The 26240-nt window shown below is 66.5% G+C and carries 30 protein-coding genes and 1 tRNA gene; 13 read left to right on the forward strand and 18 right to left on the reverse strand.

The features are described from left to right. Window positions 1-116: 116 nt before the first annotated feature. On the forward strand, window positions 117-896 hold the full coding sequence (locus ACWIGM_RS08595) for a hypothetical protein (protein ID WP_454025519.1): 780 nt from the start codon (window positions 117-119) through the stop codon (window positions 894-896). On the opposite strand, the gene ACWIGM_RS08600 is transcribed toward ACWIGM_RS08595, so the two are convergent. Both ACWIGM_RS08600 and ACWIGM_RS08605 read right to left on the reverse strand, forming a co-directional pair. Beyond that, a complete protein-coding gene (locus ACWIGM_RS08600) occupies window positions 893-2632 on the reverse strand; it encodes an NAD+ synthase (RefSeq protein ID WP_454025520.1) in 1740 nt (579 codons plus the stop codon). The genes ACWIGM_RS08595 and ACWIGM_RS08600 overlap by 4 nt on opposite strands. Before the next feature lie 77 nt (window positions 2633-2709). Further along, on the reverse strand, window positions 2710-3003 hold the full coding sequence (locus tag ACWIGM_RS08605; protein WP_454025521.1) for a Dabb family protein: 294 nt from the start codon (window positions 3001-3003) through the stop codon (window positions 2710-2712). Window positions 3004-3169: 166 nt separating this feature from the next. Here ACWIGM_RS08605 and ACWIGM_RS08610 point away from each other — a divergent pair, with 166 nt between their 5' ends. Then, the gene (locus ACWIGM_RS08610; RefSeq protein ID WP_454025522.1) at window positions 3170-4042 is read left to right on the forward strand and encodes an outer membrane protein; all 873 of its coding nucleotides are present in this window, start codon (window positions 3170-3172) and stop codon (window positions 4040-4042) included. Window positions 4043-4057: 15 nt separating this feature from the next. Here ACWIGM_RS08610 and ACWIGM_RS08615 read toward each other — a convergent pair whose 3' ends face one another. Both ACWIGM_RS08615 and ACWIGM_RS08620 read right to left on the reverse strand, forming a co-directional pair. After that, window positions 4058-4894, reverse strand: coding sequence for a cycloisomerase (locus ACWIGM_RS08615; protein WP_454025523.1), 837 nt, complete (start codon window positions 4892-4894; stop codon window positions 4058-4060). A gap of 112 nt (window positions 4895-5006) precedes the next feature. Continuing rightward, window positions 5007-6392, reverse strand: coding sequence for a class II 3-deoxy-7-phosphoheptulonate synthase (locus ACWIGM_RS08620; RefSeq protein ID WP_454025524.1), 1386 nt, complete (start codon window positions 6390-6392; stop codon window positions 5007-5009). Between the two features lie 257 nt (window positions 6393-6649). Here ACWIGM_RS08620 and ACWIGM_RS08625 point away from each other — a divergent pair, with 257 nt between their 5' ends. Continuing rightward, window positions 6650-7039: a RidA family protein gene (locus ACWIGM_RS08625; protein WP_454025525.1), complete on the forward strand. Its 390-nt coding sequence runs from the start codon at window positions 6650-6652 to the stop codon at window positions 7037-7039. Window positions 7040-7186: 147 nt separating this feature from the next. Continuing rightward, the gene (locus tag ACWIGM_RS08630) at window positions 7187-8224 is read left to right on the forward strand and encodes an alpha/beta hydrolase (RefSeq protein WP_454025526.1); all 1038 of its coding nucleotides are present in this window, start codon (window positions 7187-7189) and stop codon (window positions 8222-8224) included. Here the strand turns inward: ACWIGM_RS08630 and ACWIGM_RS08635 are convergent. Continuing rightward, on the reverse strand, window positions 8148-9119 hold the full coding sequence (locus tag ACWIGM_RS08635) for a LysR family transcriptional regulator (protein ID WP_454025527.1): 972 nt from the start codon (window positions 9117-9119) through the stop codon (window positions 8148-8150). The two genes, ACWIGM_RS08630 and ACWIGM_RS08635, sit on opposite strands and share 77 nt — an antisense overlap. Window positions 9120-9214: 95 nt before the next feature. Here ACWIGM_RS08635 and ACWIGM_RS08640 point away from each other — a divergent pair, with 95 nt between their 5' ends. Further along, entirely contained in the window at window positions 9215-9430 is a 216-nt protein-coding gene (locus ACWIGM_RS08640) for a hypothetical protein (RefSeq protein ID WP_454025528.1), read from the forward strand. Window positions 9431-9488: 58 nt separating this feature from the next. Here ACWIGM_RS08640 and ACWIGM_RS08645 read toward each other — a convergent pair whose 3' ends face one another. The 3 genes from ACWIGM_RS08645 to ACWIGM_RS08655 all read right to left on the reverse strand — a co-directional run bounded on the left by ACWIGM_RS08645 (window position 9489) and on the right by ACWIGM_RS08655 (window position 13236). After that, window positions 9489-10550: a methyltransferase gene (locus tag ACWIGM_RS08645; RefSeq protein ID WP_454025529.1), complete on the reverse strand. Its 1062-nt coding sequence runs from the start codon at window positions 10548-10550 to the stop codon at window positions 9489-9491. 144 nt (window positions 10551-10694) lie between these two features. Beyond that, window positions 10695-12068 carry a glutathione-disulfide reductase gene (gor, locus tag ACWIGM_RS08650; RefSeq protein ID WP_454025530.1) on the reverse strand — a complete coding sequence of 458 codons (1374 nt, stop codon included), beginning with the start codon at window positions 12066-12068 and terminating at the stop codon, window positions 10695-10697. After that, window positions 12061-13236 carry an O-antigen ligase family protein gene (locus ACWIGM_RS08655; RefSeq protein WP_454025531.1) on the reverse strand — a complete coding sequence of 392 codons (1176 nt, stop codon included), beginning with the start codon at window positions 13234-13236 and terminating at the stop codon, window positions 12061-12063. Before ACWIGM_RS08655 ends, gor begins: the two co-directional genes overlap by 8 nt. 391 nt (window positions 13237-13627) lie before the next feature. On the opposite strand from ACWIGM_RS08655, the gene ACWIGM_RS08660 reads away from it, so the two are divergent. From ACWIGM_RS08660 to ACWIGM_RS08685, 6 genes are all read left to right on the forward strand, one after another. Continuing rightward, window positions 13628-14590, forward strand: coding sequence for a Bug family tripartite tricarboxylate transporter substrate binding protein (locus ACWIGM_RS08660; RefSeq protein ID WP_454025532.1), 963 nt, complete (start codon window positions 13628-13630; stop codon window positions 14588-14590). A gap of 86 nt (window positions 14591-14676) precedes the next feature. After that, window positions 14677-15141 carry a tripartite tricarboxylate transporter TctB family protein gene (locus ACWIGM_RS08665; protein ID WP_454025533.1) on the forward strand — a complete coding sequence of 155 codons (465 nt, stop codon included), beginning with the start codon at window positions 14677-14679 and terminating at the stop codon, window positions 15139-15141. Window positions 15142-15153: 12 nt separating this feature from the next. Then, window positions 15154-16653, forward strand: coding sequence for a tripartite tricarboxylate transporter permease (locus ACWIGM_RS08670; protein ID WP_454025534.1), 1500 nt, complete (start codon window positions 15154-15156; stop codon window positions 16651-16653). 33 nt (window positions 16654-16686) lie between these two features. After that, window positions 16687-16824, forward strand: coding sequence for a hypothetical protein (locus ACWIGM_RS08675; RefSeq protein ID WP_454025535.1), 138 nt, complete (start codon window positions 16687-16689; stop codon window positions 16822-16824). Then, window positions 16821-17660 (forward strand): alpha/beta fold hydrolase, encoded by an 840-nt coding sequence (locus ACWIGM_RS08680; protein ID WP_454025536.1) that lies wholly within the window; start codon window positions 16821-16823, stop codon window positions 17658-17660. The genes ACWIGM_RS08675 and ACWIGM_RS08680 overlap by 4 nt, the downstream gene beginning before the upstream one ends. A 214-nt stretch (window positions 17661-17874) precedes the next feature. After that, a complete protein-coding gene (locus tag ACWIGM_RS08685; RefSeq protein ID WP_454025537.1) occupies window positions 17875-19302 on the forward strand; it encodes an APC family permease in 1428 nt (475 codons plus the stop codon). A gap of 66 nt (window positions 19303-19368) precedes the next feature. Here the strand turns inward: ACWIGM_RS08685 and ACWIGM_RS08690 are convergent, their stop codons facing one another. From ACWIGM_RS08690 to ACWIGM_RS08705, 4 genes are all read right to left on the reverse strand, one after another. Beyond that, entirely contained in the window at window positions 19369-19863 is a 495-nt protein-coding gene (locus tag ACWIGM_RS08690) for a DUF2059 domain-containing protein (RefSeq protein ID WP_454025538.1), read from the reverse strand. A 155-nt stretch (window positions 19864-20018) separates the two neighbouring features. Beyond that, window positions 20019-20729: a ribose-5-phosphate isomerase RpiA gene (gene rpiA / locus ACWIGM_RS08695; protein ID WP_454025539.1), complete on the reverse strand. Its 711-nt coding sequence runs from the start codon at window positions 20727-20729 to the stop codon at window positions 20019-20021. Next, complete coding sequence (locus tag ACWIGM_RS08700) at window positions 20726-22177, reverse strand: NAD-dependent succinate-semialdehyde dehydrogenase (protein WP_454025540.1); 1452 nt, start codon at window positions 22175-22177, stop codon at window positions 20726-20728. Before ACWIGM_RS08700 ends, rpiA begins: the two co-directional genes overlap by 4 nt. 133 nt (window positions 22178-22310) lie before the next feature. Continuing rightward, complete coding sequence (locus tag ACWIGM_RS08705; RefSeq protein ID WP_454026963.1) at window positions 22311-22655, reverse strand: hypothetical protein; 345 nt, start codon at window positions 22653-22655, stop codon at window positions 22311-22313. Window positions 22656-22864: 209 nt separating this feature from the next. Between ACWIGM_RS08705 and ACWIGM_RS08710 the strand changes: the two genes are divergently transcribed. After that, window positions 22865-23563: an HAD family hydrolase gene (locus ACWIGM_RS08710; RefSeq protein ID WP_454025541.1), complete on the forward strand. Its 699-nt coding sequence runs from the start codon at window positions 22865-22867 to the stop codon at window positions 23561-23563. Between the two features lie 36 nt (window positions 23564-23599). After that, window positions 23600-23674, forward strand: a tRNA-Val gene (locus tag ACWIGM_RS08715). Between the two features lie 318 nt (window positions 23675-23992). On the opposite strand, the gene ACWIGM_RS08720 is transcribed toward ACWIGM_RS08715, so the two are convergent. The 6 genes from ACWIGM_RS08720 to ACWIGM_RS08745 all read right to left on the reverse strand — a co-directional run bounded on the left by ACWIGM_RS08720 (window position 23993) and on the right by ACWIGM_RS08745 (window position 26229). Continuing rightward, the gene (locus ACWIGM_RS08720) at window positions 23993-24322 is read right to left on the reverse strand and encodes a hypothetical protein (protein ID WP_454025542.1); all 330 of its coding nucleotides are present in this window, start codon (window positions 24320-24322) and stop codon (window positions 23993-23995) included. Continuing rightward, window positions 24319-24579, reverse strand: a complete 261-nt coding sequence (locus ACWIGM_RS08725) for a hypothetical protein (RefSeq protein ID WP_454025543.1) — start codon at window positions 24577-24579, stop codon at window positions 24319-24321. The genes ACWIGM_RS08720 and ACWIGM_RS08725 overlap by 4 nt, the downstream gene beginning before the upstream one ends. Before the next feature lie 4 nt (window positions 24580-24583). Then, the gene (locus tag ACWIGM_RS08730; protein ID WP_454025544.1) at window positions 24584-24799 is read right to left on the reverse strand and encodes a hypothetical protein; all 216 of its coding nucleotides are present in this window, start codon (window positions 24797-24799) and stop codon (window positions 24584-24586) included. A gap of 235 nt (window positions 24800-25034) precedes the next feature. Beyond that, on the reverse strand, window positions 25035-25466 hold the full coding sequence (locus ACWIGM_RS08735) for a hypothetical protein (protein ID WP_454025545.1): 432 nt from the start codon (window positions 25464-25466) through the stop codon (window positions 25035-25037). After that, window positions 25454-25729, reverse strand: a complete 276-nt coding sequence (locus ACWIGM_RS08740; RefSeq protein WP_454025546.1) for a hypothetical protein — start codon at window positions 25727-25729, stop codon at window positions 25454-25456. The genes ACWIGM_RS08735 and ACWIGM_RS08740 overlap by 13 nt, the downstream gene beginning before the upstream one ends. Then, complete coding sequence (locus ACWIGM_RS08745) at window positions 25726-26229, reverse strand: hypothetical protein (RefSeq protein ID WP_454025547.1); 504 nt, start codon at window positions 26227-26229, stop codon at window positions 25726-25728. Before ACWIGM_RS08745 ends, ACWIGM_RS08740 begins: the two co-directional genes overlap by 4 nt. Window positions 26230-26240: the final 11 nt, after the last annotated feature.

A 26240-nucleotide genomic window follows, 5' to 3' on the forward strand; every position in this document is an offset into this window, starting at 1 on the left:
GAACGGCGCGAGGGCAAGGGCATGGTGCAGCCCTGTCGAAAGGAGATCGACAACCGGTCTGATTGACGCAAGGTTAGACGGGACGGGGATGTCGATCTCTGCGCTGGGAGGCGAGGATGAGCATCACGGCTTCAGTCGGGCTCGGCGGCAAGAACACGGCTCCGGATACGCGCCTGATCCAGGCGATGATCAATCCACATACGACGGCGCTCGGCATCGACCTGCTCGAGGTCGACGGCGATTGCGGGCCGCTGACCAGAGGCGGGATCAAGCGCTACCAGCAGGTCTTCCTGAAGATGCCGAGCCCGGATTCGCGGGTCGACCCGGGTGGCAAGACCTTCCAGCACATGGCCAACAACCCGGCACCGGCCGGTGTGGTCGTGAGCTGCGTGCGTGCGCCCGAAAAGCTCAAGGTCGGCGATTTCGTGCAATTGCCGGTGGTGATGGACCCGGCCGACGGCACAGTGCAGGACGCCTACACCGCCTTCCGCTTCGACATGCCGGACCGCGGAGCCCGCATGGTCGGCACCGACTACGCCATGGGCGTGCCCAATTTCATCTTCGTCGACCCCGATGCCAAGGTGCGGATCGGCGCAACATTGACCCCTGCCCTGCTGGCGCATGAGCAGTTCCACTACGATGTCGGCTTCGTCGTCTGCCGGACATTGGCGCACCAGATCACCATCGCCCGTGCCCCGACGCTGGCCGGGCTGATCGCGAAGCTGAACGGCCTCGTCGACCTGCACATCAGGCGCCGCGTCGCCCTGATCCAGCGGCGCTACGACATCGACACCCAGCACGGGCTCAACGCCAAATACCAGCGCATCTGGCTCGACCGGATGACCGCCTGCCTCGCCAATCCGAACGCCAACCAGATCGGCGGCTTCTGGCTCTAGAAATCGAAGCTCTCGCCGCCGGCCTTGCCGACGCCCTTGACCAGCGAGCGGTCCGGCTCGTGCGCCGGCTCGCCGGAATCGCGGAAGCGGTTGACGATCGGATAGCGCCGGTCGCGGCCGAAATTCTTGCGGGTGACCTTGACGCCCGGCGCCGCCTGCCGGCGCTTGTATTCGGCGAGATAGAGCAGCCGCTCGACCTTCTGCACCGTCTCCAGATCGTGGCCGCGGGCGACGATGTCGGCGAGGCGCATCTCGTGCTCGATCAGGCAGGCGAGGATGTCGTCGAGCACCTCATAGGGCGGCAGCGAGTCCTGATCCTTCTGGTTCTCGCGCAATTCCGCCGAAGGTGGCTTGACGATGATGTTCTCAGGGATCACCTCGCCATCCGGCCCGAGCGCGCCCGCCGGCTTCCAGCGGTTGCGCAGGGCCGAGAGCCTGAAGACCTCGGTCTTGTAGAGGTCCTTGATCGGATTGTAGCCGCCGTTCATGTCGCCATAGAGCGTGGCGTAGCCGCAGGACATCTCCGACTTGTTGCCGGTCGTCACCACCATCGGCCCGAACTTGTTCGAGATCGACATCAGCAGCGTGCCGCGCACGCGGCTCTGCAGGTTCTCCTCGGTGATACCGCGATTGGTGCCGGCGAAGAGCTCGGCCAATGCCGCCTCGAAGCCCTCGACCGGATCGGCGATCGGCACGATCTCGTAGCGCACACCGAGCGCATCGGCGCATGTCTTCGCGTCGTCGAGGCTCTCCTGCGAGGTGAAGCGATAGGGCATCATCACGCAGCGGACGCGCTCGGCGCCCAGCGCATCGACCGCCATGGCGGCGCAGATGGCGGAATCGATGCCGCCGGAAAGGCCGAGTACGACGCCGGGAAAGCGGTTCTTCTCGACATAGTCGCGTAAGCCCAGCACGCAGGCGGCATAGTCCGCCTCGTCGCCGCTCTCGATCGGAGCGACCTCGCCCGGCAGGCAGCGCCAGCCATCGGGCCCGCGCTCCCAGTGCGTGATCGCGATCGCCTCGCGGAAGGCCGGCAATTGATGGGCGAAGCTGCGGTCGGCGTTGAGGACGAAGGAAGCGCCCTCGAAGACGAGTTCGTCCTGGCCACCGAGCTGGTTGAGATAGACCATCGGCAGGCCACTCTCGACGACGCGGGCGACGGCGACGTTGAGCCGCTCCTCGATGACGCCGCGGCGGAAGGGCGAGCCGTTCGGGACCAGCAGAATCTCGCCGCCGGTCTCGGCGATGCACTCGACGACCTCCTCGCCCCAGATGTCCTCGCAGACCGGCACGCCCAGGCGGACATGGTTGCGGAAGACGACCGGGCCGGGCAGCGGCCCTGGCTCGAACACGCGCTTCTCGTCGAAGACACCGTAATTGGGCAGATCGACCTTGAAGCGCACCGACTGGATCAGGCCGCCGTCGAGCAGGGCATAGGCGTTGTAGAGCTTGCCATCCTCGAGCCAGGGCAGGCCGACGAGCACGGCCGGGCCGCCATCGGCGGTCTCGCGGGCGAGATCCTCGCAGGCCTTGCGGCAGGCATCCTGGAAGGCCGGCTTCAGCACCAGGTCCTCAGGCGGATAGGCCGAGAGGAAGAGCTCCGGGAACATGACGAGCTCGGCGCCACCGGCCGCCGCTTCGCGGCGGGCGGCGCGCACCTTCTCGGCATTGCCGGCGACGTCGCCGACGATCGGGTTGAGCTGGGCAAGCGCCAGGCGGAGCGAAGTCGCGGTCATGATCCGGATGTAGCTTGCGACCGGTGCGTCAGCAACGGGCCGGCGTCCTGCCCGCCCCTGCGTTTTCGCAAGACCAGTCAGGCAAGCGCCGAACGGAAATCGGCCGAATAGCGCAATTCGCGCAACGGCCGCACCGCCTGCGTCGTCTCGTCATAGATCGGATGCGCCTTCCAGGCGGCGAGCGCGGCCTCGTCGGCGAACTCGCCATAGACGACGATGTCGATCTCGTTGCCGATCGGATCGATCCTGGCGTTGGCGGCGACCTCGAAGGCGAGCGCATGCGGGATGTCGCCGAGCCGGCCGAGCAGGCGCCGGATCCTGTCGAGATCCTCGGCCCGCCTGGCCGTGAAGAACACGATGTGCCGGATCATCCGCCCTCTCCTCACAGCCGGGAATCGCATGGACCGACCGCGGGCGGATGTCTGAGCGAGGATGATCGGATCGGCAATCCATTAACCCGACATTAGGGTTAACTGCGCATGAATCATCTCCGGGCCGGCGTAACCATGCGTCCGCCCCTGCCCGGAGAGACACGCGATGCGTGCTGCATCTATCGCCGCCCTCGCCCCAGTCGTTGCGATGGCCTGCACGCTGGCGCTGCCACAGGCGGCGCAAGGTGCCGATTACCTGCGCGGATCGCAGATCGAGCAGCCGGTCGAGCCGCCGCCGATGTTCGGCGGTGGACGCTTCGACTGGTCCGGCTTCTATATCGGCGGTGGCGCCGGCATCAACGAAACCAAGTTCAAACCGGGCGAAGGCTTGCGCGATCTGGCGAATTCCGCCTTCCGCAACACCGACCTGGCGGCCGAACGCGACATGGGCTCGTTCATCAACGACCTGCCGGACAAGCGCGATAGCGGCACGCAGTTCTTCGGCATCGTCGGCTACAACTACCTGTTCGACGATGTCGTGCTCGGCGTGGAGGCGGACTACACCCGTTCAGGCCACAATTACCGCATCACCGACTACATCGCCCGCCGCAGCCCGCTGTCGAACGGCAATGTCTACGACTGGTCGATGACGACCAACCAGGCAGCCAAGCTCGACGATTACGCGACCCTGCGCCTGCGCATGGGCTGGGCCTACGGCCGGATCATGCCCTTCGGCACGATCGGCGCGGCGCTCGGCCGCTTCAACACGACCTCGACGATCGATGCCGATGCATTGATCGTCACCAATGCCGGCCAGCCCACGGAAACCCGCAGGCAAGCGAACGGCTACCCGCTCCAGGTCGGCACGGTGCGCAAGAACACCTACGCCTTCGGCCTCAGCGCCGGCGTCGGCGTCGACTGGGCCCTGACCGACAATCTCTTCCTGCGCGCCGAATACCAGATCATCCGCTTCGCGGAGATCGAAGGCACGACGACGACGATCAACACCGGCCGTGTCGCCGCTGCGCTGAAGTTCTGATCTGCCTCCTATCGGTCAGCGCTCGAAGCGCTGGCCGATCAGCTCCGATTTTGCCCGGCTGATCATCCACAGCGTGTCCGCACCGCCGCTGCGATCCCAGGCGATACCCTGGCCTTCGCCCTCGATCGGATAGGTCGCGACCAGCTCCAGCACCGAGCCCATCTTCGGCAGGCGCAGGGCATAGACCTCCTTGTGATCGTGACCGGTGGCGTAGAGCAGGCCATCCTTGCCCCAGCTGCCGCCAGACATGCTCATCGGCTCGGCCCGCTTGATCACGGCGGCGGGAAAGGTCCAGCCCTGCACCGGCTTCCAGGCCTCGTCGAACTTGACCAGCGTCGTCCAGTAGGAATTGCCATAGGGCTGCTGGCTCTGGCCGAAGACGCGGCTGTAATTGGCGAAGACGCCCCACCAGGCGCCGTCATGCCTGTCGAGCCAGGTCAGCGAGCCCAGCAGGATGCCGAAGCTGTGCGAGCCGACATGCTCGAGCGTCTGGGCATCCCAGATCTCGACCGAGCTGGTCATCGGCGAGGCCGGGTAGTTGGAATGGGCGGCGTAGAGCTTGCCATCGACCACCGCACCGCTGTCGAGATGGATGATCGGGCCGTCCTCGGCCCCCTTCCACTCCTTCACCAGCGCACCGGTCGCCTTGTCGTGCTTGGCGATGGCGCGGTCTGTGATCGCGTAGACATGGGCAGCATCCACCGCCGCGGCCTGGCGAGCGGAGGGAGCCTTGAAGCGCGCGATCTCGACGAAGCGCCCGCTCGGGGCCGCCGGCTTCTTGGCGGCGTCCTGCGCCAACGCCGGAGCCGCGACCAGACAGGCGGCCAGAACGGCTGCAAATTTGAGTTTCATCACCGTATACCCGCCTTCGTCGGCTTCAGCCGTTCTCGGCATCGACCATGGGAGGCGGGGGGTTAGGTGGTCAAGGTGACGGGCCGATGAAGCCGGCCCGCCACTGTAACGGTTACTCGGCCGCTTCGACCTCAGGCCGGGCGCGGCCGGAGCGCTCGCGCTTGACCAGCTCGGCGACGAGGAAGGCGAGCTCCAGCGCCTGCTCGGCGTTGAGGCGCGGATCGCAGACCGTATGGTAGCGGTCGTTGAGATCGGCATCGGTCATGCCGCGGGCGCCGCCGGTGCACTCGGTGACGTTCTTGCCGGTCATCTCGAGATGCAGGCCGCCTGCATGCGTGCCTTCGGCCTGATGCACGGCGAAGAAGTTCTTCACCTCGGTCAGGATCAGGTCGAACGGCCGGGTCTTGTAGCCGCTCGCCGCCTTGACGGTATTGCCGTGCATCGGATCGCACGACCAGACGACGTTACGCCCTTCCCGCTTGGTGGCGCGCACCAGCGCCGGCAGGTGGTCGAAGACCTTGTCGGCGCCGAAGCGGCCGATCAGGACGAGCCGGCCGGCCTGGTTCTGCGGATCGAGCGCATCGATCAGCTTGAGCAGCTCGTCCGGCTTCAGGGACGGACCGCATTTCAGGCCGATCGGGTTCTTGATGCCGCGGAAATACTCGACATGGGCATGGTCGAGCTGGCGGGTCCGGTCACCGATCCAGACCATATGGCCGGAGGTGGCGTACCAGTCGCCGGTGGTCGAGTCGGTGCGCGTCATCGCCTGCTCGTAGCCGAGCAGCAGCGCCTCGTGGCTGGTGTAGAAATCCGTCGTACGCATCTCGGGATGCGTCTCGGGATCGACGCCGATGGCCCGCATGAAGTCGAGCGACTCGGTGATGCGGTCGCCCAGCTCCTGGTAGCGATGCGACTGCGGGCTGTCCTTGACGAAGCCGAGCATCCAGCGATGCGCGTTGTCGAGATTGGCGTAACCGCCGGTCGCGAAGGCACGGATCAGGTTGAGCGTCGCCGCCGACTGCCTGTAGGCCTCGAGCTGCCGGCGCGGGTCCGGAATCCGCGACTCCGCCGTGAACTCGTTATCGTTGATGATGTCGCCCTTGTAGCTCGGCAATTCGACATCGCCGATCTTCTCGTTCGGCGCCGAGCGCGGCTTGGCGAACTGGCCGGCGATACGGCCGACCTTCACCACCGGCGAGCCGCCGGCGAAGGTCAGCACCACCGCCATCTGCAGGAACAGCCGGAAGAAGTCGCGGATATTGTCGGCCGAATGCTCGGCGAAGCTCTCCGCGCAGTCACCACCCTGAAGCAGGAAGGCCTCGCCGGCCGCGACCTTGCCCAACGCCCGTTTGAGCTTGCGCGCCTCGCCTGCAAAAACCAGCGGCGGAAAGCCGGCGAGCTGCTGCTCAACCGCCTTCAAGGCTGCCTGATCCGGATATTCCGGCATCTGCTGGACGGGCTTTGCCCTCCAGCTGTCGGGCGTCCACCGCTCGGACATGGGTCTTGCTCCTGATTTCACGCATCGCGCCTGCGTTAACCTCATCTTGGCGCGAAGGGGGGCCTATACACCCGCAGATGGCTGCTGGCCACCGTTACGGCAAGGGCAGCATGCCGCGCCTCCTGCCGAGACAGGAAAGCTTGAATCAAATCAGGTGGTTGGCGTGCTCCCCTGCCTCTCCGATTCAGGCGCCTGAGAGACCGATTCAACAGGTTCGGATCCTGATTCAACCAGATCCGCCGGAACAGGACGACCTCATGCCCAAGCGCAGCGTTTCCTCCGATCGCGTCTACAAGAGCCGGCTGCCCTTCGCCCAGGCGACGATCGCCGGCGACTTCATGTTCGTCTGCTGCGTCGGCGCCGACCTGCAGGGGAAATATGCGATCGGCGATGCGAAGCGGCAGACCCAGCAATGCATCGACAACATCAGGGCGCTGCTCGAGGAGGCCGGGGCAAGCCTGACGGATATCGTCAAGTGCACGGTCTACGTCACCGACCGGGCCTATTGGGAGCCGATGAACGAGGTCTATTTCGCCAATTTCGCGCAGGAGCCGCCGCACCGGGTCTCCTGCATCGTCAACGGGCTGGGCTCGCCCGATTGCCTCGTCGAGATCGACGCGACCGCCTATCTCGGCAAGGCGGGTTGAGGCAGAGCGCAGTTTGATACGCTGCTTGCATCAATCGCTCCGGCATTTGCATTTCACACCTGCCGGCAAAGACCATTGTCTCCCCCGTGCGACGCGGCCGAAGATGGCCGTGTATCGATAACGCCCATCGCGGCGACGGGAGGAACCATGAGACGTCACGTTCTGGCGGCCGCTTTCGGCATCGCCTGCAGCTTTGGTGCGGCGCAGGCCCAGCAGGCGCAGGAACCGATCTCCTTGCGTGGGATGGGCTCCTTCCATGTCGGCGGCAAGCTGGTCGAGATCTCGGGCCGGCCGGTGAAGGAGGTGGTGTTCACCCCTGGTGGCACGCCCGCCCGCGTCGACCCGAACGGCACCTACCAGACCGGGCAGATGTACGTTCAGTATTTCCTGCCGCAGAGCGAGCGCGGCTCCGTCCCGCTGCTGCTCTGGCATGGCGGCGGCATGACCGGCGTCAATTACGAGACGACGCCGGACGGACGCCAGGGCTGGCTCGAATTCTTCCTGCGCAAGGGCTGGTCAGTCTATAATTCCGATGCGGTCGAGCGCGGGCGCTCGGGCTGGGCGATGTATCCCGACGTCATCCCCGGCGAGCCGCTGTTCCTGACCACCGCGAACCCGTTCGAGCGCTTCCGCATCGGCGCGAGCGGCGGCTATGACGGCGACCCGACCAAGCGCAAATACCTGCCGGGCAGCGAGTTCCCGGCCGAGGGCTACGACAACTTCGTCAAGCAGATCGTGCCGCGCTGGACCTCGACCGACCAGATGATCATCGACGCCTATATCGCCGAGGTCGACAAGGTCTGCCCCTGCGTGATCTCGTTCCACAGCCAGTCAGGCCAGTTCGGCTTCAAGGTGGCTCAGGCGCGGCCCGACAAGGTCAAGGCGCTGATCGCGGTCGAGCCGGCCGGCATCGGCGACCCGGCCAAGGCGGCGGCGCTGAAGGACATCCCCGTCCTGATGGTGTTCGGCGACTATATCGAGCAGGACGCGCGCTGGCCGACGATCCGCAAGACCGCGACCGATTTCGGCGACAAGATCACCGCCGCCGGCGGCTCGGTCGACGTCGTCAACCTGCCCGCCGTCGGGATCAAGGGCAATTCGCACATGATCATGCTGGACAAGAATAATCTGGCCGTCGCTCAGCTGATCCAGGACTGGCTGGCGAAGAAGGGTCTGACGAAATAGGTGCGGGCTCGCGCGCCTGCTCCAGCAGCCAGTCGCGGAACAGGCTGATCTTGCGCGCGGTCCGGCGCCGCACCGGGTAGGTCAGCCAGTAATCGTTGCCGCCCCCGAGCATCAGGTCGAAGGGCTGGATCAGCAGCCCTTCATTGAGCTCGCGCCGAAAGAAGATCGGCGAGCACATGGCCGCGCCGTTGCTGGCGAGCGCGGCCGTGACTTCGAGCTGCTGCACGGCGAGGTCGAAGCGTGGCTCCACCGGCGTGGCTTCGGAATTGACCCCGGCGGCGGCGAACCAGCGATCCCAGGCTTCGGTCTTGCCGATGCGGTTCACACGCAGCAGGTCGGCAGGCTGCGGCCGGCGGCCGAGATCGCGGAACAGGTTCGGGCCGCACAGCGGCGTGAACTCGCTCTTCATCAGCCAATGCGCCTCCAGCCCCGGCCATTGCCCGCCGCCACGGTGGATGGCGACATCGCAATCGTCGCGCTGCGGATCGTGCGGGCCGACCTGCGTGACCATCCGCACCGCCAGCCCCGGATTCTCGCACTGGAACAGGCCGAGACGCGGCACCAGCCAGTTCGAGGCGATGGTCGGCAGCGCCTGGATCGAGAGCACGCCCTCGGCCGTCTGCGTCACCGCGGCGAAGGCGGCGCGCAACCCGTCGAAGGAATCCATCACCGACGACGCCAGGCGCTCGCCCGCCTCGGTCAGGATGACGCGGCGCGCCTGGCGCTGGAACAATGGCAAGCCGAGCCGCTCCTCCAGCAGCTTGATCTGATAGCTGACCGCCGCCTGCGTCATGCCGAGTTCGGCCGCAGCCCGGGTGAAGCTGCCATGCCGCGCCGCCGCCTCGAAGGCACGGACCGCGCTCAGCGGTGGCAGGCCTGTCGCCAGGTCACTCATCAGCTGGCCTTATATAAGAGGCGTGGAATCCAGTTTGTCCGCAGCCCGGTTCATCGGCATCTCTGAGCGCAACCAAACCGCTCGGGAGCCGCATCATGTCGGCCGAAATCTGCACAAGCAATAGATATGTCAGCCTTATGCCAATACTGAAAACAGCACTGGCTCGCATCCGCCGATTCCAGCGCAACCGCCTGGTCGCGCTCGACGACCGGCTCGACCAGGAGGGACTGACTCCTCACATGGCGCGCGATGTCGGGCTCAACGATGCAAGCCTGATCTATGACAGCCGCCGCGCGGACCGCGAGCCCTGACGCCTGCCGGAGCGCAGCGTTCCGATGGCGATGGCCGATCGCGGCAAGGCCCCTCTGCTCATGCTCCCGGCACCGCTTCGACGATGCTCACATCGGAGTTGGTGGGGATCACCCGCGTCAGGCGGAAGCCGGCCTTGGCGAGGAGCAGGCGATATTCCTCCTCCGTCCGCTCCTGGCCGCCGGGGAGCGCCAGCATCACCATGTCGAGCACCTTGCCGGGATGGGGCGTGTCGCCGGCGGGCAGCACCATCTCCACCAGCAGGAGCCGCCCGTCCGGTCGCATGGCCTTGCGGACATGGCCGAGGATCGTAAGACACTGCTCCTCGCTCCAGTCATGGATGACGTGCGACAGCACATAGGCGTCGCCGCCGGGGGGAACCGTCTCGAAGAAGTCGCCGGCCTCGATCGCCACGCGCGCCTCGACGCGCCGTGCCGCCAGCAGGGCCGGTGCGTCGGCCACCACATGAGGCCGGTCGAACAGGATGCCGCGCGGCCCCTCATGCCGCGCCAGGATCGCCGCAAGCAGGTTGCCGGTGGCGCCGCCCACGTCCACGACGGTGCCGAGAGCCGAGAAATCATAGGCCTCCGCGACAGCCGGTGGCTCCTGGCCATGGAAACCGACCATCATCTCGCTGAACAGCGAAGCCGCGTCCGGATGCCGGCCGAGATAATCGAAGACCGGCATGCCGTGCATCTTCTCGAACGCCGTCTCGCCGGTCTGCAGCGAATAGATGATTTCGTCGAGGGCTCCCGCGAACCAGGGGCTGCCGGCAGTGAGGATGGTGGCTCGCGCCGAACCGGGCGCGCCCGTCTTCAGCGCCTCCCCCAGCGCGGTCAGGGCAAAGCGCTGCCCGGCCTGCTCGGCGAGGAGACCCAGGCTGGCGAGGCAGCGCATGAAGCGGTGGAGCGAGAGCGCATGGAGCCCAAGCGGACCGGCCAGCTCGGCGGCGCTGCGAGGGCCGGCGGCAAGGTGATCGGCCAGCCCCAGCCTCGCCGCCGCACAAATCAGGCGCGAGACCCAGGCGGCGGTCGCTATCTGGATGAGGGCCACATGCGGGGGAGGCTCCTGGGCAGTCGCGGGCGGCGCGAGGGTCGAAGCAGCGCGGGACCTGTCGTCCATGGCACTCTCCAGAGTAGCCGGCGATGGACTGGAACGTCTCCGCATGGATAGCACGGCCGGGACTCGGCCGGCACCGCGTCGATAAGTCGAAGCACACCCTAGAAGAGGTAATCCGCCCGGCTTCCTTCAGGACCGCCCGAGGCGCTACTGCGCGCTCTTGCGCGGCATGCGCATGGTGACGAGTTCCTCGGCCGCGCTCGGATGCAGGGCGATGGTGCGGTCGAAATCGGCCTTGGTCGCTCCCATGGTGACGGCGATGGCGACCGACTGAATGATCTCGCCGGCGTCATGGCCGAGGATGTGGACGCCGATCACCCGATCGGTTTCGGCATCGACGATCAGCTTCATGTAGATGCGCTCGTCCCGGCCCGAGATCGTCGCCTTCATCGGCCGGAAACCGGTCTCGAAGATGCGCAGCGGCCGGCCGGTCGCGAGCGCCTGCTGCTCGGTGAGACCGACGGTGCCGAGTTCCGGCGTGGTGAACACGGCGGAGGCGACGAGCGTGTGGTCGACCGTCCACGACTTGCCGCCGAAAGCCGAGTCGGCGAAGGCGTGGCCCTCGCGGATCGCGACGGGAGTCAGGTTGACGCGATCGGTGACGTCGCCGACCGCGGCGATCGACGGGACATTGGAGAGCGAGCCGGCATCGACCAGGACCTGGCCGGCCGGGCCGAGCTTGACGCCGGCCGTCTCGAGGCCGAGCCCAGCGGTATTCGGGCGGCGGCCTGTCGCGACGAGAACGACGTCGGCATCGATCGGCGCGCCTTGGGCGCAATGGGCCCGGCGCGTGCCGTCCGGCAAGAGTTCGATGCGATCGACCGTGCAGCCGAGACGCAAGGTGATGCCGGCATGGCCGAGCGCATCACGCAGGCGGGTACGCAAATCCTCGTCGAAGCCGCGCAGGACGTTGTCACCACGGTGCAGCAGCGTGACGGCGACGCCGAGGCGGGCGAAGACGCTGGCGAATTCGAGCGCGATATAGCCGCCGCCAACGACGAGCATGCGCTTCGGCAGGCTCGGCAGATGGAAAACCTCGTTGGAGGAGATGCCGAGCTCGCCGCCGGGGATCGGCGGCTCGAAGGCAGGATGGCCGCCGGTCGCGACCAGGATGTGGCGGGCGCGGATCGTCTGCCCGCTCTTCTGCAGCTTGACCTCATGCGGCCCGGTGACGACCGCGCGCTCCTCGCGGATGTCGACGCCGGCGCCGTCGAGGCCCTTGCGATAGAGGCCGGAGAGACGCGTCACCTCCTTTGCCACGGCATCGCGCAAGGTCGGCCAGTCGAACTCCGGCTTGCCGATATTCCAGCCGAAGCCGGCGGCATCCTCGAACTCGTCGGCGAAGCGGCTGGCATAGACGAAGAGCTTCTTCGGCACGCAGCCGCGGATGACGCAGGTGCCGCCGATGCGGTCCTCCTCGGCGATCATCACCCTGGCGCCGTGGCCGGCGGCGATGCGGGCGGCGCGCGTGCCGCCCGATCCGGCACCGATGACGAAGAGATCGACGTCGAACTCAGCCATGGCTGTCTCCCTGCCGCGAGGCGGCATCTGTCCCGAACCAGAGAATGGCGGCACCGAGGCCGGCGATCCACCAGCCCTGCCAGGCACCGTGCCCAACCGTGGCGATGGAGAAGGCGGCGGCGAACAAAGCGAGGCGCGGCGCCAGCTCCGCAGCCGGCAGGTGCCGCAGCCGCGAAAGCAGCAGCAACCCGGCGAGCGTCAGCAGACCGGCGCCGATCGCGCCGGTCTCGGCCCAGGCCTGCAGCGGCATGTCATGCGGATGGCCCACGCCCAGCAGCGTCCTGTGCTCCGTCGAAACCTCGGCAGCCACCGCATGCTCATGCATCGCCGCAGAGGTGCCGAAGCCAGCGCCGGCGACCGGCCGGGCCCGTGCCACCTCACCGAAGCTGTCCCAGATATCGATCCGCGCCTGGGCGCTCATGACATCGAGGCGGTTGAGCACGAAGGATGGCACCAGCTTTTCAGCCATCGGACCAAGCAGCGGCGCGATCGCCATGGTCAGGACGAAGGCGAGTGCGGTCGCCGCGAGCGCGATGCGCGGCGCGAGAGCCGCCAGGGCCCAGCATGGGACCAGAATCAGGACGCCGAGCTTGGCTGCCTCGCTCTCCGAGCGAAACACGAAGACGATGACGACAGCCGCCAGCAAGGCGGCCAGGACGCGGTCAAACCAGCCTGCAGGGCGGGACCAGAGTGCGTGGACGGCCGGCACGGCGAGCAGCAGCAGGACGATGGCCGGGCGATTGAAGACGAAAGCCATCATCTTTCCGGTGCCGAGCGCGGCGCGCTGCGACAGCCCCGAGGCGAGCTCGATCATCACCAGCACGGCTGCGACGATGATCGCCGCGGCCAGCGCGCGCAGCAGAATCGGGCTCCGCTGCCATTGCCCGGATGCTGCGATGGCGAGCGCAAATGCGATCGGCAGGACCAGCTCGGCCCACGCCTGCAGGGACATGGACGGCCTGTGGCTCCAGCCGATCGAGACCAGCGCCCAGGCCAGAAAGGCAATGATTGCCAGTGCCACTGGCGCCGTCAGCAGCCGGCGCAGGCGCGCGATGCTCGCCCCCGCCGGCTCGGACAGAAGCGCCGCGCCGAGGAAGGCGGCCGCAGCGAGGCCGAGCATCAGGGGGGCGGAGCGGTTCGCCAGCCACGTGGCGAGCGGCAGCAGCACGAGACAGACGCCCCCGGCGACGCGAAGGGCTCGGCTTGCCGCCGGCTCCGCATATGACGGCGAAGCATCCGAATGGGCTGACGGAGAGGTCTGACTCATGCGCTGGGGCTTACGCGATGGGACATGCCGCGCCTAGAGCATGTTCCGCAGATGTGAGCCCGCTCCTGCGCGGAGACCGGAACCAGCCAAACGGCATGCGCGGGAGCGGTCTACGACCTTTGACGATGTTCGCGGCGGTCATCTGTCGAATTTTCGTGCGCTCTCTGGCCACTCAAGCGAAACATCTTGACTTGTGATTATGCAATCAGGCGCAATTGATCCGCGGTCCGATGCGGTGCCACAGGCGAGCGTCGACAATCGGCGCGTCAAACGCGCCATTTGGGAGGTAACTATGCTCACGTCCTTCTTCAAGCGCGGGGCCGTGGCCGCCGTCGCCCTCGCCGGCCTGACCACGGCCGCCTTCGCCCAGATGGAACTCAAGATCATGGCTCCGGCAGCGCCGGGTGGCGGCTGGGATGGCACGGCGCGCTCGATGCAGCAGGCGCTGACGGCTGCCGGCATCGCCAAGAGCGTCCAGGTGACCAACGTCACCGGCGCCGGCGGCACGATCGGGCTCGCCCAGCTGATCGGCGCCAAGGGCGACGGTCACCAGCTGATGGTCAACGGCTTCGTCATGGTCGGCGCCATCCTGCTCAACAAGTCGCCGGTGAACCTGACGCAGGTCACGCCGATCGCCCGGCTGACCGCCGAGGCGCTGGTCATCGTCGTGCCGACGGATTCGCCGATCAAGAATGCCAAGGACCTCGCCGACCGCGTCAAGGCCGACCCGGCCAAGGTGACCTGGGCCGGCGGCTCGGCCGGCGGCGCCGACCACATCCTTGCCGCCCTCTTCGCGGAAGCCGCCGGCGGCGACCCGAAGAAGATCAACTACATCCCGTTCTCGGGCGGCGGCGAAGCACTCGCGGCCATGCTCGGCGGCCGCGTCACCGCCGGCATCTCCGGCTATGGCGAGTTCGAGGGCCAGATCAAGGCCGGCAAGCTGCGCGTGATCGGCGTCAGCGCCAGCAAGCGCCTGGAGAACGCTCCGGATGCTCCGACCCTGAAGGAAGGCGGCGTCAATCTCGAGCTCCTGAACTGGCGCTCGGTCGTCGCTCCTCCGGGCCTCAGCGACGCGCAGAAGAAGGATCTCTCCGGCGCGGTCGAAAAGCTGGTCAAGTCGAAGGAGTGGACCGAGATCCTCAAGGCCCGCGGCTGGGACGACGCCTATCTCGGCGCGGCCGAGTTCGACAGCTTCCTGAAGACCGAGACGGCCCGCGTCAGCAAGGTGATGACGGATGTCGGCCTGGTGAAGTAAGGCCCTCCTGATACCTCAATTGAGGGCGGGCAGCCGCGAGGCCGCCCGCCCTTCGTCACCTTCGCTCCAGACAGACGGTCGCGCCCATGTCCCGCACCATCGACCGCCCGGCCCTTATCGTCGGGCTCCTGTTGCTAGCCGCAGCGGCGATCGTCGCCTTCGATGCCTCGCGCCAGACCATCACCTCCAATTACGGGGTCGGGCCGACCGCGATGCCGTATGTCGTCTGCGCCGGGCTCGCCGTGCTCGGGCTGGCGCATTTCATCGTCGCGCTCAAGGACGGCCTGCCGAAGCCGGAAGAGGCCGACAGCAAGGCGCTGCTCTGGATCATCGGCGGCCTTGTCGGGCTCGTCGCCTGCATCGCGCTGGGCGGCGGCTTCATCATCGCCACCGCGATCATCTTCGCCTGCACGGCGCGCGGCTTCGGACGCGATGCGCTGATCATCGACCTCATCATCGGGGCGGTGCTCGGCACCGTGATCTACATCGTCTTCCTCAAGCTCCTGACCCTGTCGCTACCGACCGGGCCGCTCGAAGCGCTGCTGAGCTGAGGAGGCGCACAGATGGAAACCCTTCTCTCGCTCGCCAATGGCTTCTCCGTCGCCATCGAGCCCTCCAAGCTGCTGTTCTGCCTGATCGGCGTCTTTCTCGGCACCGCCGTCGGCGTGCTGCCCGGTATCGGCCCGGCGCTGACCGTGGCACTGCTGCTGCCGGTGACCTTCAAGCTCGACCCGGCCGGCTCGCTGATCATGTTCGCCGGCATCTATTATGGCGGCATGTATGGCGGCTCGACCACCGCCATCCTGCTCAACGCTCCGGGCGAAAGCGCCTCGCTCGCGACCGCGCTCGAAGGCTCGAAGATGGCCAAGGCCGGCCGTGGCGGGCCGGCGCTGGCGACGGCGGCGATCGGCTCCTTCGTCGCCGGCCTGATCGCCACGATCGGCCTCGCCTTCCTGGCGCCCTGGCTGGTCGAGCTCGCGGTCAAGTTCGGGCCGTGGGACTATTTCGCGCTGATGATCGTCGCCTTCGTCACGGTGTCGGCGACCTTCGGCGATTCCCCCCTGCGCGGCCTGACCAGCCTGTTCCTCGGCATGCTGCTCGGCCTGATCGGCATCGACAAGCTGACCGGCCAGGCGCGCCTGACCTTCGGCGTGCCCGAGCTGCTCAACGGCGTCGAGGTGACGACATTGGCGGTCGGCCTCTTTGCCGTAGGCGAGGCACTCTACGTCGCCTCCAAGCGCTGGCGCGAACCGGAGGAGATCATCCCGATCAAGGGCTCGCTCTGGATGAACAAGCAGGACTGGAAGCGCTCCTGGGCGCCCTGGCTGCGTGGCACGGCGTTCGGCTTCCCGATCGGCGCGCTGCCGGCGGGCGGCGCCGAGGTGCCGACCTTCCTGAGCTACTCGACCGAGAAGAAGCTCTGCAAATATCCCGAAGAGTTCGGCAAGGGCGCGATCGAAGGCGTCGCCGGACCTGAGGCGGCCAACAATGCCTCGGCTGCCGGCACGCTGGTGCCGCTGCTGACGCTCGGCCTGCCGACCTCGGCGACCGCCGCGATCATGCTCGCCGGCTTCCAGCAATACGGGCTCAACCCCGGCCCGCTGCTGTTCGCCGAAAAGCCGGACCTGGTCTGGGGCCTGATCGCCTCGCTCTTCATCGCCAACGTCATGCTGGTGATCCTGAACCTGCCGCTGATCGGGCTCTGGGTGCGATTGCTGGCGATCCCGCAGCCCTGGCTCTATGCCGGCATCCTGGTCTTCGCGACCATGGGCACGCTCGCGGTCAACCCCTCCCCGGTCGAACTCGGCATGCTGTTCGGCTTCGGCTATCTCGGCTATCTGATGCGGCGCTACGATTACCCGGTCGCACCCATGGTCGTCGGCTTGATCCTCGGACCGATGGCAGAAGCGCAGCTGCGGCGCGCCCTGCAGATCAGCCTCGGCGACCCGATGATCCTGCTCGAGAACCCGATCTCCGCGACCTTGCTCGGCATCGCCTTCATCGCGCTGGTCGCTCCCTTCGCGATGAGCGGGCTGAACAAGTTCAAGGCCGCGGAGGACTAGGCTCAGACTCATGATCGCGACCAGAGGCCGCGCTTGTGGCGCCCGGCACTCGGCCGGCCCGATCCGGCGACGCGTGCGCTGCGCCATGGCGTTGCCCGGCTGCTCGACAGCCCGTCCTCCACCGCCTACGTCCCGCGTGGCATCGGCGGTGAGCTCGGAGTTCAGCCATGACCCAATGGTCGACGGACCACGCGACCTCGCGCGCCGGCACCATTATCGGCTATCGGCAGATCGGGGCCGGCCCCGGCCTCGTTCTGCTGCCCGGCGCCATGCAGAGCAGCCGCAATTTCACGCGGCTCGCCGAGCTGTTGGCCGACTGCTTCACGCTTTATTTGCCGGACCGACGCGGGCGTGGCCTCAGCGGCCCGCCGGGAGCGGACTACGGCATCGATACCGAGGTCGATGACCTTTCGGCGGTCCTGGCGCAGACCGGCGCGCGCGACGTATTCGCGCTGAGCTCAGGCGCCATCGCCACGCTGTGGACGGTGCTGCGCCATCCGCAGATTTTCGATAGAGTTGCGCTCTATGAGCCGCCGGTGCCGGTGGGGTCGCCATCGCCGCTCGACTTCGCGCAGCGCTACGAGGCCGATCTTGCGGCCGGCGACATCGCAGCCGCCATGGTCTCGGCGATGAAGGGGACCGGCGACCAACGCGACTGGTTTACCAACCTGCCCCGGCCACTGCTCACGCTGATGATGCGGATGGCCCTACGTGGTACTGGCGAGGAGGCGGCCGCCATCCGCGAGTTGGTGCCGACCGTTCATTACGACATACTGCTCGTCGCCGCCACGGCGGGTCAGGTGCAGCGCTTCAGCGCCATCGGCCTGCCGGTGCTGCTAATGGGCGGCGACAATTCCAATCCCTATCTGCCTATGGCGCTCGACGCGCTGCAGCGCGCATTACCGCAGGCGGAGCGGGTCGAGCTCAAGGGCATCGGCCACATCGCGGCCGACAATGTCGGCAAGCCAAAGTTGGTCGCCAGCGAGCTGCGGCGGTTCTTCGCTTAGCTTGTCGAGGGTCTGACCTGGATTGATGTTTTGATCTGGTCGCCGATCGTGCGTGCGACAGGCATGCGTGCCGCACGCGACGTCTGTGTCAGGCGCTCCAGCTGACTACGCGACGCGCAACCGGGAGCGCACGCTCCGGTTGCGCGTGAACAAATATGGCGTGACTGTGTTCTCCTCTTCACCGGGCCTGCGGCCCGTCGAGCGAGGATGAACCATGAGCGACGCTACGCTATCCCCTTCCGCCGCACCGCAAGCCGAAGCCGCCGAGCCGAGTCTCCATCGCGTGATGGGGCCCTGGCTGTTGCTGCTCTTCATCGTCGGCGACATTCTCGGCACCGGCATCTACGCGCTCACCGGCCAGGTGGCGAAGCAGGTCGGCGGCGTCGTTTGGCTGCCCTTCCTGGTCGCCTTCGTCGTCGCGATGATCACGGCGTTCAGCTATCTCGAACTGGTCACCAAGTATCCGCGCGCAGCCGGCGCGGCGCTCTATGCGCACAAGGCCTTCGGCGTCCATTTCATCACCTTCATCGTCGCCTTCGCGGTGATGTGCTCAGGGATAACCTCGGCCTCGACGGCATCGCGCGCCTTCGCCGCCAACATGTCGCACGCCTTCGGGCTGAACCTCACCGGCGGCATCGGCATCACCCTCCTCGGCCTCGCCTTCATGGCGATCGTCGCTGCGGTGAACTTCCGCGGCGTTGGGGAGAGCGTGAAGGCCAATGTCGTGCTGACCTGCGTCGAGCTGACCGGCCTCCTGATCGTGATCTTCGTCGGCCTGTGGGCGATCGCCGCCGGCCAGGGCGACGTCTCGCGCATCACCCAGTTCAAGCCGGCCGGCGATGGCGGCATGTTCTGGCCGGTGATCGCAGCCACCACGCTCGCCTTCTTCGCCATGGTCGGCTTCGAGGACTCGGTCAACATGGCCGAGGAGACCAAGGACCCGACGCGGATCTTCCCGAAGATCCTGCTCGCCGGCCTCGTCATCACCGGCGTGATCTATGTGCTGGTCTCGATCTCGGCGATCACGCTGGTCTCGCCCGAGCAGCTCGGCGAGGGCGAGACGCCGCTGCTCAAGGTGGTCGCGGCCGGCGCGCCGAACTTCCCGATCTGGATCTTCGGCTTCATCACCATGTTCGCCGTCGCCAACAGCGCGCTGATCAACATGCTGATGGCGAGCCGACTGGTCTACGGCATGAGCCGCGAGCATGTGCTGCCGCCGGCGCTCGGCAAGGTGCACGCCACCAGGCGCACACCCTATATCGCGATCGGCTTCACCACCCTGCTCGCCTTCGCGCTGATCACCTTCGTCGGCGAGGTGCCGGCGCTGGGCGGCACGACGGCGCTTCTGCTGCTCTGCGTGTTCACCGTGGTCAACATCGCCGTGCTGATGCTGCGCAAGGACACGGTCGACCATGAGCATTTCCGTACGCCGACGATCCTGCCGATCGCCGGGGCGATCTTCTGTGCCTTCTTCGCCGGTCCCTGGACCGGGCGCGACCCGGTCCAGTACAAGATCGCCGGCGTTCTGATCGGCATCGGCGTCGTGCTCTGGTTCGTCACCGTGATGGTCAACCGCGCCAGCGGCGTGCGGCCGAGCGATCCGACGATGGAGGATATCGGCGGGGCCGGCCCGGTGAACTGAGGTTCAGGGCAAACAAAAAAAGCCGCCGGTCCTGCCGGCGGCCTTTTTGAATGGGGGCTTTGCAGCTCAGATCTGGTGGCCGCGCTTGCGCATCTCGGCCTGGAAGAGATCGAAGAGCCGGTTGCTGGTCGCGGTGCTCCAGGGCTGCAGCAGCGCGAAGATCTCGTCGATCACCTGCGGGCGATAGGAGTTGTAGCGCTGGCCGACCGGCGAGTTGAAGAAGGCGGCGACGTCCTTGAGGTCGGCCTCGGTCATCTTGCTGGCAAAAACCCGCGCCGAGGAATCGACGATCTCTTCACGGCGCAGATCCGCCTCGGCCTTAAGCGCGGTGAGGACCTCGTCCATATCCTTCTTCAGCTCGGGCCGGGTCGAGCCGATGTTCTGGCGGACGCCAGTGGTGAACTCGACATAGATCGAGTCGAAGGATTGCGACAGGCCGGAGGAGATCACGACCTCACGGGCGGCCTTGAGGTGCTCCGGCGTCGGCGCCTGCTGCGCCAGAGCGGGCACGGCGAACAACGCCAGCGATAGAAACGCGCCTGCCAGGCTGTGACGGATCATGCGGTTACCCCTTCGTCGATCGTCCGGAATGCGGCGATTCCATTGTTATGGTGCGGCAACGTCCCTGACCGGGCGCAGCCGCCGGCCGCTCTTAGAACATGTCCAGCCAAAGTGGAAACCACTTTTGCGGCCGAAGTACGTGGTTCGGCGAGCGCTCAGCGACGCTCCACAGCCGGGTCACCGAGAACCCGCACGCCGTCACTGCCAGCCAGGAAAGCTGCCGTCGCCAGGCCAAGGAAGAGGCCGTGCTCGACGACGCCGGGCACCTGGTTGAGCGCCAATCCCAGCACCTCGGGGAGCTCGATCCGGCCGAGATGCGCGTCGAGGATGTAGTGGCCGCCATCGGTCAGCAAGGTCGAACCGTCAGGACGCTTGCGCAGCTTGAGCTCGCCATGCGCACCCGACGAAGCCACGGCAGCAGCGACCGCCCGGCGCGTCGCCTCGAGCCCGAAGGGCACGACCTCGATCGGCAGCGGGAAGCGGCCGAGCGTCTCGACCTGCTTGCCGGTGTCGGCGATCACGATCATGCGCTTCGAGGCGGCAGCGACGATCTTCTCGCGCAGCAATGCGGCGCCGCCGCCCTTGATCAGCCGCAAGGCGCTGTCGAGTTCGTCTGCACCGTCGATGGTGAGGTCGAGTTCAGGCGTCTCGTCGAGCGTCGACATGGGGATCGACAGGCCGATGGCCTGGGCCTGCGTCACTTCCGACGTGGCAACGCAGATCACCTGGAGCCCGGCTGCGACCTTGGTGCCGAGGCCGTCGACGAAGTGCTTGGCCGTCGAGCCGGTGCCGAGGCCGAGACGCATGCCCGGCCGCACCAGCTCCAGCGCCGCCAGCGCGGCGGCCTTCTTCAGATCTTCACTCACGCGCCGAGCCCACCCATCAGCATGTACTTGATCTCGACGAACTCCTCGATGCCGTGGAGGGAGCCCTCGCGGCCGAGGCCGGATTCCTTGACGCCGCCGAAGGGCGCGACCTCGGTGCCGAGAATGGCCGAGTTGATGCCGACCATGCCGTATTCGAGCTCCTCGGCGACGCGGAAGGCCCGGCCGAGATCCCTGGTGTAGAAGTACGCAGCAAGACCGAAGGGCGTGTCGTTCGCCATGGCGACGACCTCGTCCTCGCTCGTGAAGCGGTAGATCGGCGCGATCGGACCGAAGGTCTCCTCGGTGGTGACCAGCATCTTCGTGGTCACGCCGGAGATCACGGTCGGCTCGTAGAAGGTGCGACCGAGCGCGTGACGGCGGCCGCCGACCATCACCCTGGCGCCATTGGCGACCGCATCGGCGACATGGCGCTCGACCTTCTCGACCGCGCGCTCGTTGATCAGCGGCCCCTGCACGACGCCGACCTCGACGCCGTTGCCGACCTTCATCTTCGCGACCTCGCCGGCGAACTTCGCGACGAAGTCGTCATGGATGCCGTCCTGGACGAAGAGCCGGTTGGTGCAGACGCAGGTCTGACCCATGTTGCGGAACTTCGCGATGATCGCACCCTCGACCGCCTTGTCGAGATCGGCATCGTCGAAGACGATGAAGGGCGCATTGCCACCGAGCTCGAGCCCGACCTTCTTCACCGTCGTGGCCGCCTGCTGCATCAGGAGCTTGCCGACGGGGGTCGAACCGGTGAAGCCGATGAAGCGCACCGCCGGATGGCTGGTCATCACGCCGCCGATCGCGACCGCGTCGCCGGTGACGATGTTGATCACGCCCTTGGGGAAGCCGGCGCGCTCGGCGAGCTCGACCAGGGCGAGCGCCGTCAGCGGGGTGTCCGGCGCCGGCTTGACCACGAAGGTGCAGCCCGCCGCCAGGCCCGGTGCGCATTTGCGGGTGATCATCGCCGCCGGGAAGTTCCAGGGCGTGATCGCGGCGCAGACGCCGACCGGCTGCTTGGCGACGATGATGCGCGAATTCGGGAAGGGCGAGGGAATGGTCTCGCCATAGATGCGCTTGGCTTCCTCGGCATAGAACTCGACGAAGGAGGCGGCATAGGCGACCTCACCGCGGGCCTCGGCCAGCGGCTTGCCCTGCTCGGCCGTCATGATCTGCGCCAGATCCTCCTGGTTCGCCATGATCAGCTCGAACCATTTGCGCAGGATGACCGAGCGCTCCTTGGCCGATTTCTTCGCCCAGGGCTTGAAGGCGCGCGAGGCGGCCTCGACCGCGGCGGTGGTCTCGTCAGCGCCGAAGCGCGGCACCTTGGCCAGCACCTCGCCAGTCGCGGGATTGTCGACCGGATCGACGCCCGCGCCGATCCAGGCGCCGTCGACATAGCACTGCGAGCGCAGCAGCGAGGGATCCTTGAGCGCGAGCATACGAGCCTCCGGCGTCATGAACGGGTCGCCGGGGCTCTAGCATGCAGCGGGAGCGCTTGCCGATAGCAAAACGCCGCATGCAGGCGGTGCGCAGCTTGCAGTTACCGTTCGGCCACCGGCCCGCCGGCAGCCGCTACTTCGCCATCGGCGTGCAGACGACCTTGTCGTCGAAGACGTAGCAGACGCTGAGCTCGCCGGTGCGGACATTGGCGCGGAAGATGCCGCCCTCGCGCTCATGCCGGGAGGGTACGAGCACGTAATCGCTCGGCGCCTGCGGACCGGCCCCCTCCCCCGCGGGGAAGCAGACGGTGACGCCGACGCCACCCTCCTTGAGCTGGAACTGGCAGGCGCCGACCTCGCCAGTCGCCTTGTCGATGCGGTAGACGCGGTTGAGATCGGTCTGCGGCGCCGGCGCGAACTCGAAGGGCGCGGCGAGCGCCGCACCGAGTGCCGGCAAGACGAACAGGCCGACGCCCAGCGCCCGGCCGAGGGAGCTTCTGGAACAGCTCGACAGTTTCGACACCGCTGCGACCCCTTTCGACGATTCGTCCGCACCCTATCATGCCGGCCGAGCGGTATCATCGCGATTGCGGCAAGGTGACGACGACATGGCGGCTCTCCCGTCTTGAGCCTTGCCAAGCCGTGCCGGCCAGCCTTTATGCACAGGGCCACGTCACAGGATCGCCCATGTCGCTTCCCCCGATCGTCGTCTTCGATCTCGACGGCACGCTCGCCGAGACCGCTCCCGACATCATGCGCACGCTGAACGTCATCCTCGAACAGGAGGGGCTGGCGGCGCTGCCGCTCGAGCGGGCGCGCGAGCTGGTCGGCGCCGGCGCGCGGGCGCTGATCGAGCGCGGCTTCAAGGTCAGCGGCCAGCCGCTCGATCCCGAGAAGCTGGAGCAGCTGTTCCAGGAATTCCTGACGATCTATGCCGGCGCAATCGCACAGGACAGCTATGTTCATGACGGTGTCGTCGCCGCGCTCGATACGCTGGCTGCAGACGGCTTCGTCTTCGCCGTCTGCACCAACAAGCCGATCCTGCACACCAAGCTCTTCCTCGATGCGGTCGGCCTGACCGACCGCTTCGCCGCCATCGCCGGGCGCGACAGCTTCGCCTTCTTCAAGCCCGACCCGCGCCATCTGACGCAGACGATCACGCAGGCCGGGGCCGATCCGGCCCGCGCGGTGATGATCGGCGATTCGCGCACCGATGTGGACACGGCGCGCGCCGCGGGAATCCCGGTGGTCTGCGTGCCGTTCGGCTATACCGACGTGCCGGTCGAGGCGCTCGCTCCGGATCTGGTGATCCAGCACTTCAGCGAACTACCCCAGGCGGTCCGCAACCTGACAAATGGCCAGCCGGCGCTCGCTACTCATTCTTGACGGCGCAGGCCGACCCCACTAGGAACAGCGCGGTCCGGGCGGCTAGCTCAGCGGTAGAGCACTCCCTTCACACGGGAGGGGTCACAGGTTCGATCCCTGTGCCGCCCACCATTTAACTTATTGATTTTGCTACGATATTTTTACTGGCGGGCTACGGCCCGCCTGCGCGAAAGCGCGAGATGCACGAGAACAAAACGTGAAACGCGTGCACGACTCGTGCAAAAGCCGTGCAGAGGCGTTTTTGCTTTGTTCACGGATGTTCGGCTGTGGGATAAATGTTACATCGTCTGCCAACCGCCTAACCCGCGGCTAGGCTCCGGCGTTTTGATAGGTCGAAGATCCGAATGCCGGAGCCGACCAACACACGGGCGCAATAAAAAACCCCGCACTGGGCGGGGTTGGTGGGCGGAGACTGAAGCGCTGGGCGCATCAGCGCTTGACGCGGACTCTTTGGAACATGGTTGGCGGCACCTCGGAAATGTCTTCAACCTCGATCACGCGAGCCCACGCGGGCAACTCTTCAACATGAATTTTTTCGGCCCGTATTGAGCCCTCAACGATCTTGTCGCGCACCTCGGGCGGCATTGCGTTGAGCGCGTCCAGCGGGTCGTAACCATCACGCACGGCAACGCCGGCAGGCTTACCGGATTCGTCATAGACAACTATCCAATCGCCGCCGAACTCGGAGCGAAGCCGGCGCGCCTGCTCCTGCGGATCCGTGACGACTTCGCCGGCCTCGTTGTAGACGGTGATGGTCATGTCCGCGGCTCCGGTGGCTTGTTGTCTACCTTAGACCAGCAGTCATCGTAAAACGCCTGAGCCGCAGCCAGGTCGCCGCCCTCGTGAAGAACGACTTCATGAGGCACCGGGCGAACTCCGCGCATATCGAAGCTGTCAATAGGCGACTGGTACACAACGTCCTGCAGCCCAATCGTATGGGCAATCACACTATAAACTGCCACGCCTTCAGCTTCGCTCTCTCGGAATTCATAGAAGCCCATCCGGTACACAGCCATCGCCCTACTCCGTCGTCACATACGAAGGGTACTGATACTGCCAGCCGTCGGCGTGCGGCACGGGCGCCATGATAGCGTCCTCCGGCACTGTGTCGGAGGGCCACCATGACAGGTAAAGACCAAGCGAGTTAAGCGCGGCGACATAGCGCCGGTTCCAGTTTTCGTCCGTGGGGCCGGCAAGTTCGCTGGCGCGATTCAGTTTGTCGATGATGTCGGTCATGCAGCCTCCTGCAGCCCAAAGGCATCGAGCCAGGATTTCCACGCTCGTGCCAGCGCGCGCTTTGCGGACGGCACGTCTTTAGATTCGCCCTCACCCTTCGCAATCCATTTCATGTGCACGGCGGTAACTTGCCAGGCTACGTCGCCCGGCTCTCGCGCGACTACAAAGCCGACGTACCTATCACCGCATTTTGCGTGAAGTCCTCGGACGCTCTCTTCCCAAGTCAGCATCACCCTCACTCCTTCGGCTGCGCCATAGGCGGCAGCACATAAAACACGAGCTCGCCCTCGTTCTGGTCTGCGCCGGTTCCCGAGCGACCACGAACCGGCAAGCCTTTCTCCAAGGCCGCCTGCGCGGATCCAGCCTGCTTACGGGCCTCCTCCGTGGCGGGGACGGCGTGGAGGCGCGCGCCGTCGGGCGTGGCGATCAGCAGCAGCACCATACCCCTGGCCTCGTCCACGCTGGCGTGCACCACGTCGAACTCGCCAACGGGCGCGCTAGCCACGGCATAACCCAGCAGGCTCGAGCCGTAGGCGTAGAAGGCCAGCGGCAGGGCGACCAAGAATGGTACGGCGACAAAGAGCCACCTACGCCGCGATGTCTCCACCAACAACCACGCCAGCGGCGCCAGAACGGCCAGCGTGGCGGCTACGGTTAGGGCCAGCATGGGCGAAGCTCCGGTGGTGTGTAGGGCGCCCAGAACTGCGGGGCGTGGATGCCGTCGAGCTTGTCTTGCGAGACACTGCTATTAACGTATGACCACCAGCCGACCTTTTCGGCCTTTGATCCAAAGCCCTGCTCCTGCCAAAGGTCGTGCTCGTCGTCGTCCCAGTAGGCGACGTGAACGATGATGACTGAGGCAAGGTCGTAGGCAACGAGGACGTCAGAGCCGTCCTTCGGCGCCGTGCTGATATCCTTCCAGTCGATCACTTCCCCACCATCTTAGTTTGCGCCTCATACGGTTCGGCCGACCCATCGGCCCGCACGGTCATTGCCGCCAGCGTCCGCTCCTGGCCCTGCATGTCGAAGGTGACGGCGCGCTCGCTGACGACGGAATATGGATTGAGCTTGATAACCCGCAGTTTGACGTTGACCGGGGACGCGAGCCGGTAGGCGTGCGCCCCGAAGTAATAAGACCCGGGCTCAATCGCCCGAACCGTCACGATCTCTCTGCGATCCACCACCGAGCCGTTGCCGCTCCCGGTGTTGTCCTGGTCAAGGAACATAATCTCCGTCCGGCGCGAGCCGAAAAACACTACCTTCCCATCCGGTCCGCGCCCGTACAGGTCGACGTCGCTGGCGCTGCCGTCATCCCATGTGAGCTCAATTAAGAACTCAGCCTTCGGCGTCAGGACGCCGGCTTGCGGCGGGCGCGGCGTGTCGAACGTGGCCAGCACGAACAGCGCCACGAACACCATCAGCACCGACATAGCAAAATCGA

The organism is Allobosea sp. NPDC055332, assembly GCF_053645455.1.

Excerpts from the sequence above, each read along its gene's own strand:
- ACWIGM_RS08595 (WP_454025519.1), top strand. The coding sequence starts at position 117 with ATGAGCATCACGGCTTCAGTCGGGCTCGGCGGCAAGAACACGGCTCCG.
- ACWIGM_RS08600 (WP_454025520.1), bottom strand. The coding sequence starts at position 2,632 with ATGACCGCGACTTCGCTCCGCCTGGCGCTTGCCCAGCTCAACCCGATC.
- ACWIGM_RS08605 (WP_454025521.1), bottom strand. The coding sequence starts at position 3,003 with ATGATCCGGCACATCGTGTTCTTCACGGCCAGGCGGGCCGAGGATCTC.
- ACWIGM_RS08610 (WP_454025522.1), top strand. The coding sequence starts at position 3,170 with ATGCGTGCTGCATCTATCGCCGCCCTCGCCCCAGTCGTTGCGATGGCC.
- ACWIGM_RS08615 (WP_454025523.1), bottom strand. The coding sequence starts at position 4,894 with ATGAAACTCAAATTTGCAGCCGTTCTGGCCGCCTGTCTGGTCGCGGCT.
- ACWIGM_RS08620 (WP_454025524.1), bottom strand. The coding sequence starts at position 6,392 with ATGTCCGAGCGGTGGACGCCCGACAGCTGGAGGGCAAAGCCCGTCCAG.
- ACWIGM_RS08625 (WP_454025525.1), top strand. The coding sequence starts at position 6,650 with ATGCCCAAGCGCAGCGTTTCCTCCGATCGCGTCTACAAGAGCCGGCTG.
- ACWIGM_RS08630 (WP_454025526.1), top strand. The coding sequence starts at position 7,187 with ATGAGACGTCACGTTCTGGCGGCCGCTTTCGGCATCGCCTGCAGCTTT.
- ACWIGM_RS08635 (WP_454025527.1), bottom strand. The coding sequence starts at position 9,119 with ATGAGTGACCTGGCGACAGGCCTGCCACCGCTGAGCGCGGTCCGTGCC.
- ACWIGM_RS08640 (WP_454025528.1), top strand. The coding sequence starts at position 9,215 with ATGTCGGCCGAAATCTGCACAAGCAATAGATATGTCAGCCTTATGCCA.
- ACWIGM_RS08645 (WP_454025529.1), bottom strand. The coding sequence starts at position 10,550 with ATGGACGACAGGTCCCGCGCTGCTTCGACCCTCGCGCCGCCCGCGACT.
- gor (WP_454025530.1), bottom strand. The coding sequence starts at position 12,068 with ATGGCTGAGTTCGACGTCGATCTCTTCGTCATCGGTGCCGGATCGGGC.
- ACWIGM_RS08660 (WP_454025532.1), top strand. The coding sequence starts at position 13,628 with ATGCTCACGTCCTTCTTCAAGCGCGGGGCCGTGGCCGCCGTCGCCCTC.
- ACWIGM_RS08665 (WP_454025533.1), top strand. The coding sequence starts at position 14,677 with ATGTCCCGCACCATCGACCGCCCGGCCCTTATCGTCGGGCTCCTGTTG.
- ACWIGM_RS08670 (WP_454025534.1), top strand. The coding sequence starts at position 15,154 with ATGGAAACCCTTCTCTCGCTCGCCAATGGCTTCTCCGTCGCCATCGAG.
- ACWIGM_RS08680 (WP_454025536.1), top strand. The coding sequence starts at position 16,821 with ATGACCCAATGGTCGACGGACCACGCGACCTCGCGCGCCGGCACCATT.
- ACWIGM_RS08685 (WP_454025537.1), top strand. The coding sequence starts at position 17,875 with ATGAGCGACGCTACGCTATCCCCTTCCGCCGCACCGCAAGCCGAAGCC.
- ACWIGM_RS08690 (WP_454025538.1), bottom strand. The coding sequence starts at position 19,863 with ATGATCCGTCACAGCCTGGCAGGCGCGTTTCTATCGCTGGCGTTGTTC.
- ACWIGM_RS08700 (WP_454025540.1), bottom strand. The coding sequence starts at position 22,177 with ATGCTCGCGCTCAAGGATCCCTCGCTGCTGCGCTCGCAGTGCTATGTC.
- ACWIGM_RS08710 (WP_454025541.1), top strand. The coding sequence starts at position 22,865 with ATGTCGCTTCCCCCGATCGTCGTCTTCGATCTCGACGGCACGCTCGCC.
- ACWIGM_RS08720 (WP_454025542.1), bottom strand. The coding sequence starts at position 24,322 with ATGACCATCACCGTCTACAACGAGGCCGGCGAAGTCGTCACGGATCCG.
- ACWIGM_RS08725 (WP_454025543.1), bottom strand. The coding sequence starts at position 24,579 with ATGGCTGTGTACCGGATGGGCTTCTATGAATTCCGAGAGAGCGAAGCT.
- ACWIGM_RS08730 (WP_454025544.1), bottom strand. The coding sequence starts at position 24,799 with ATGACCGACATCATCGACAAACTGAATCGCGCCAGCGAACTTGCCGGC.
- ACWIGM_RS08735 (WP_454025545.1), bottom strand. The coding sequence starts at position 25,466 with ATGCTGGCCCTAACCGTAGCCGCCACGCTGGCCGTTCTGGCGCCGCTG.
- ACWIGM_RS08745 (WP_454025547.1), bottom strand. The coding sequence starts at position 26,229 with ATGTCGGTGCTGATGGTGTTCGTGGCGCTGTTCGTGCTGGCCACGTTC.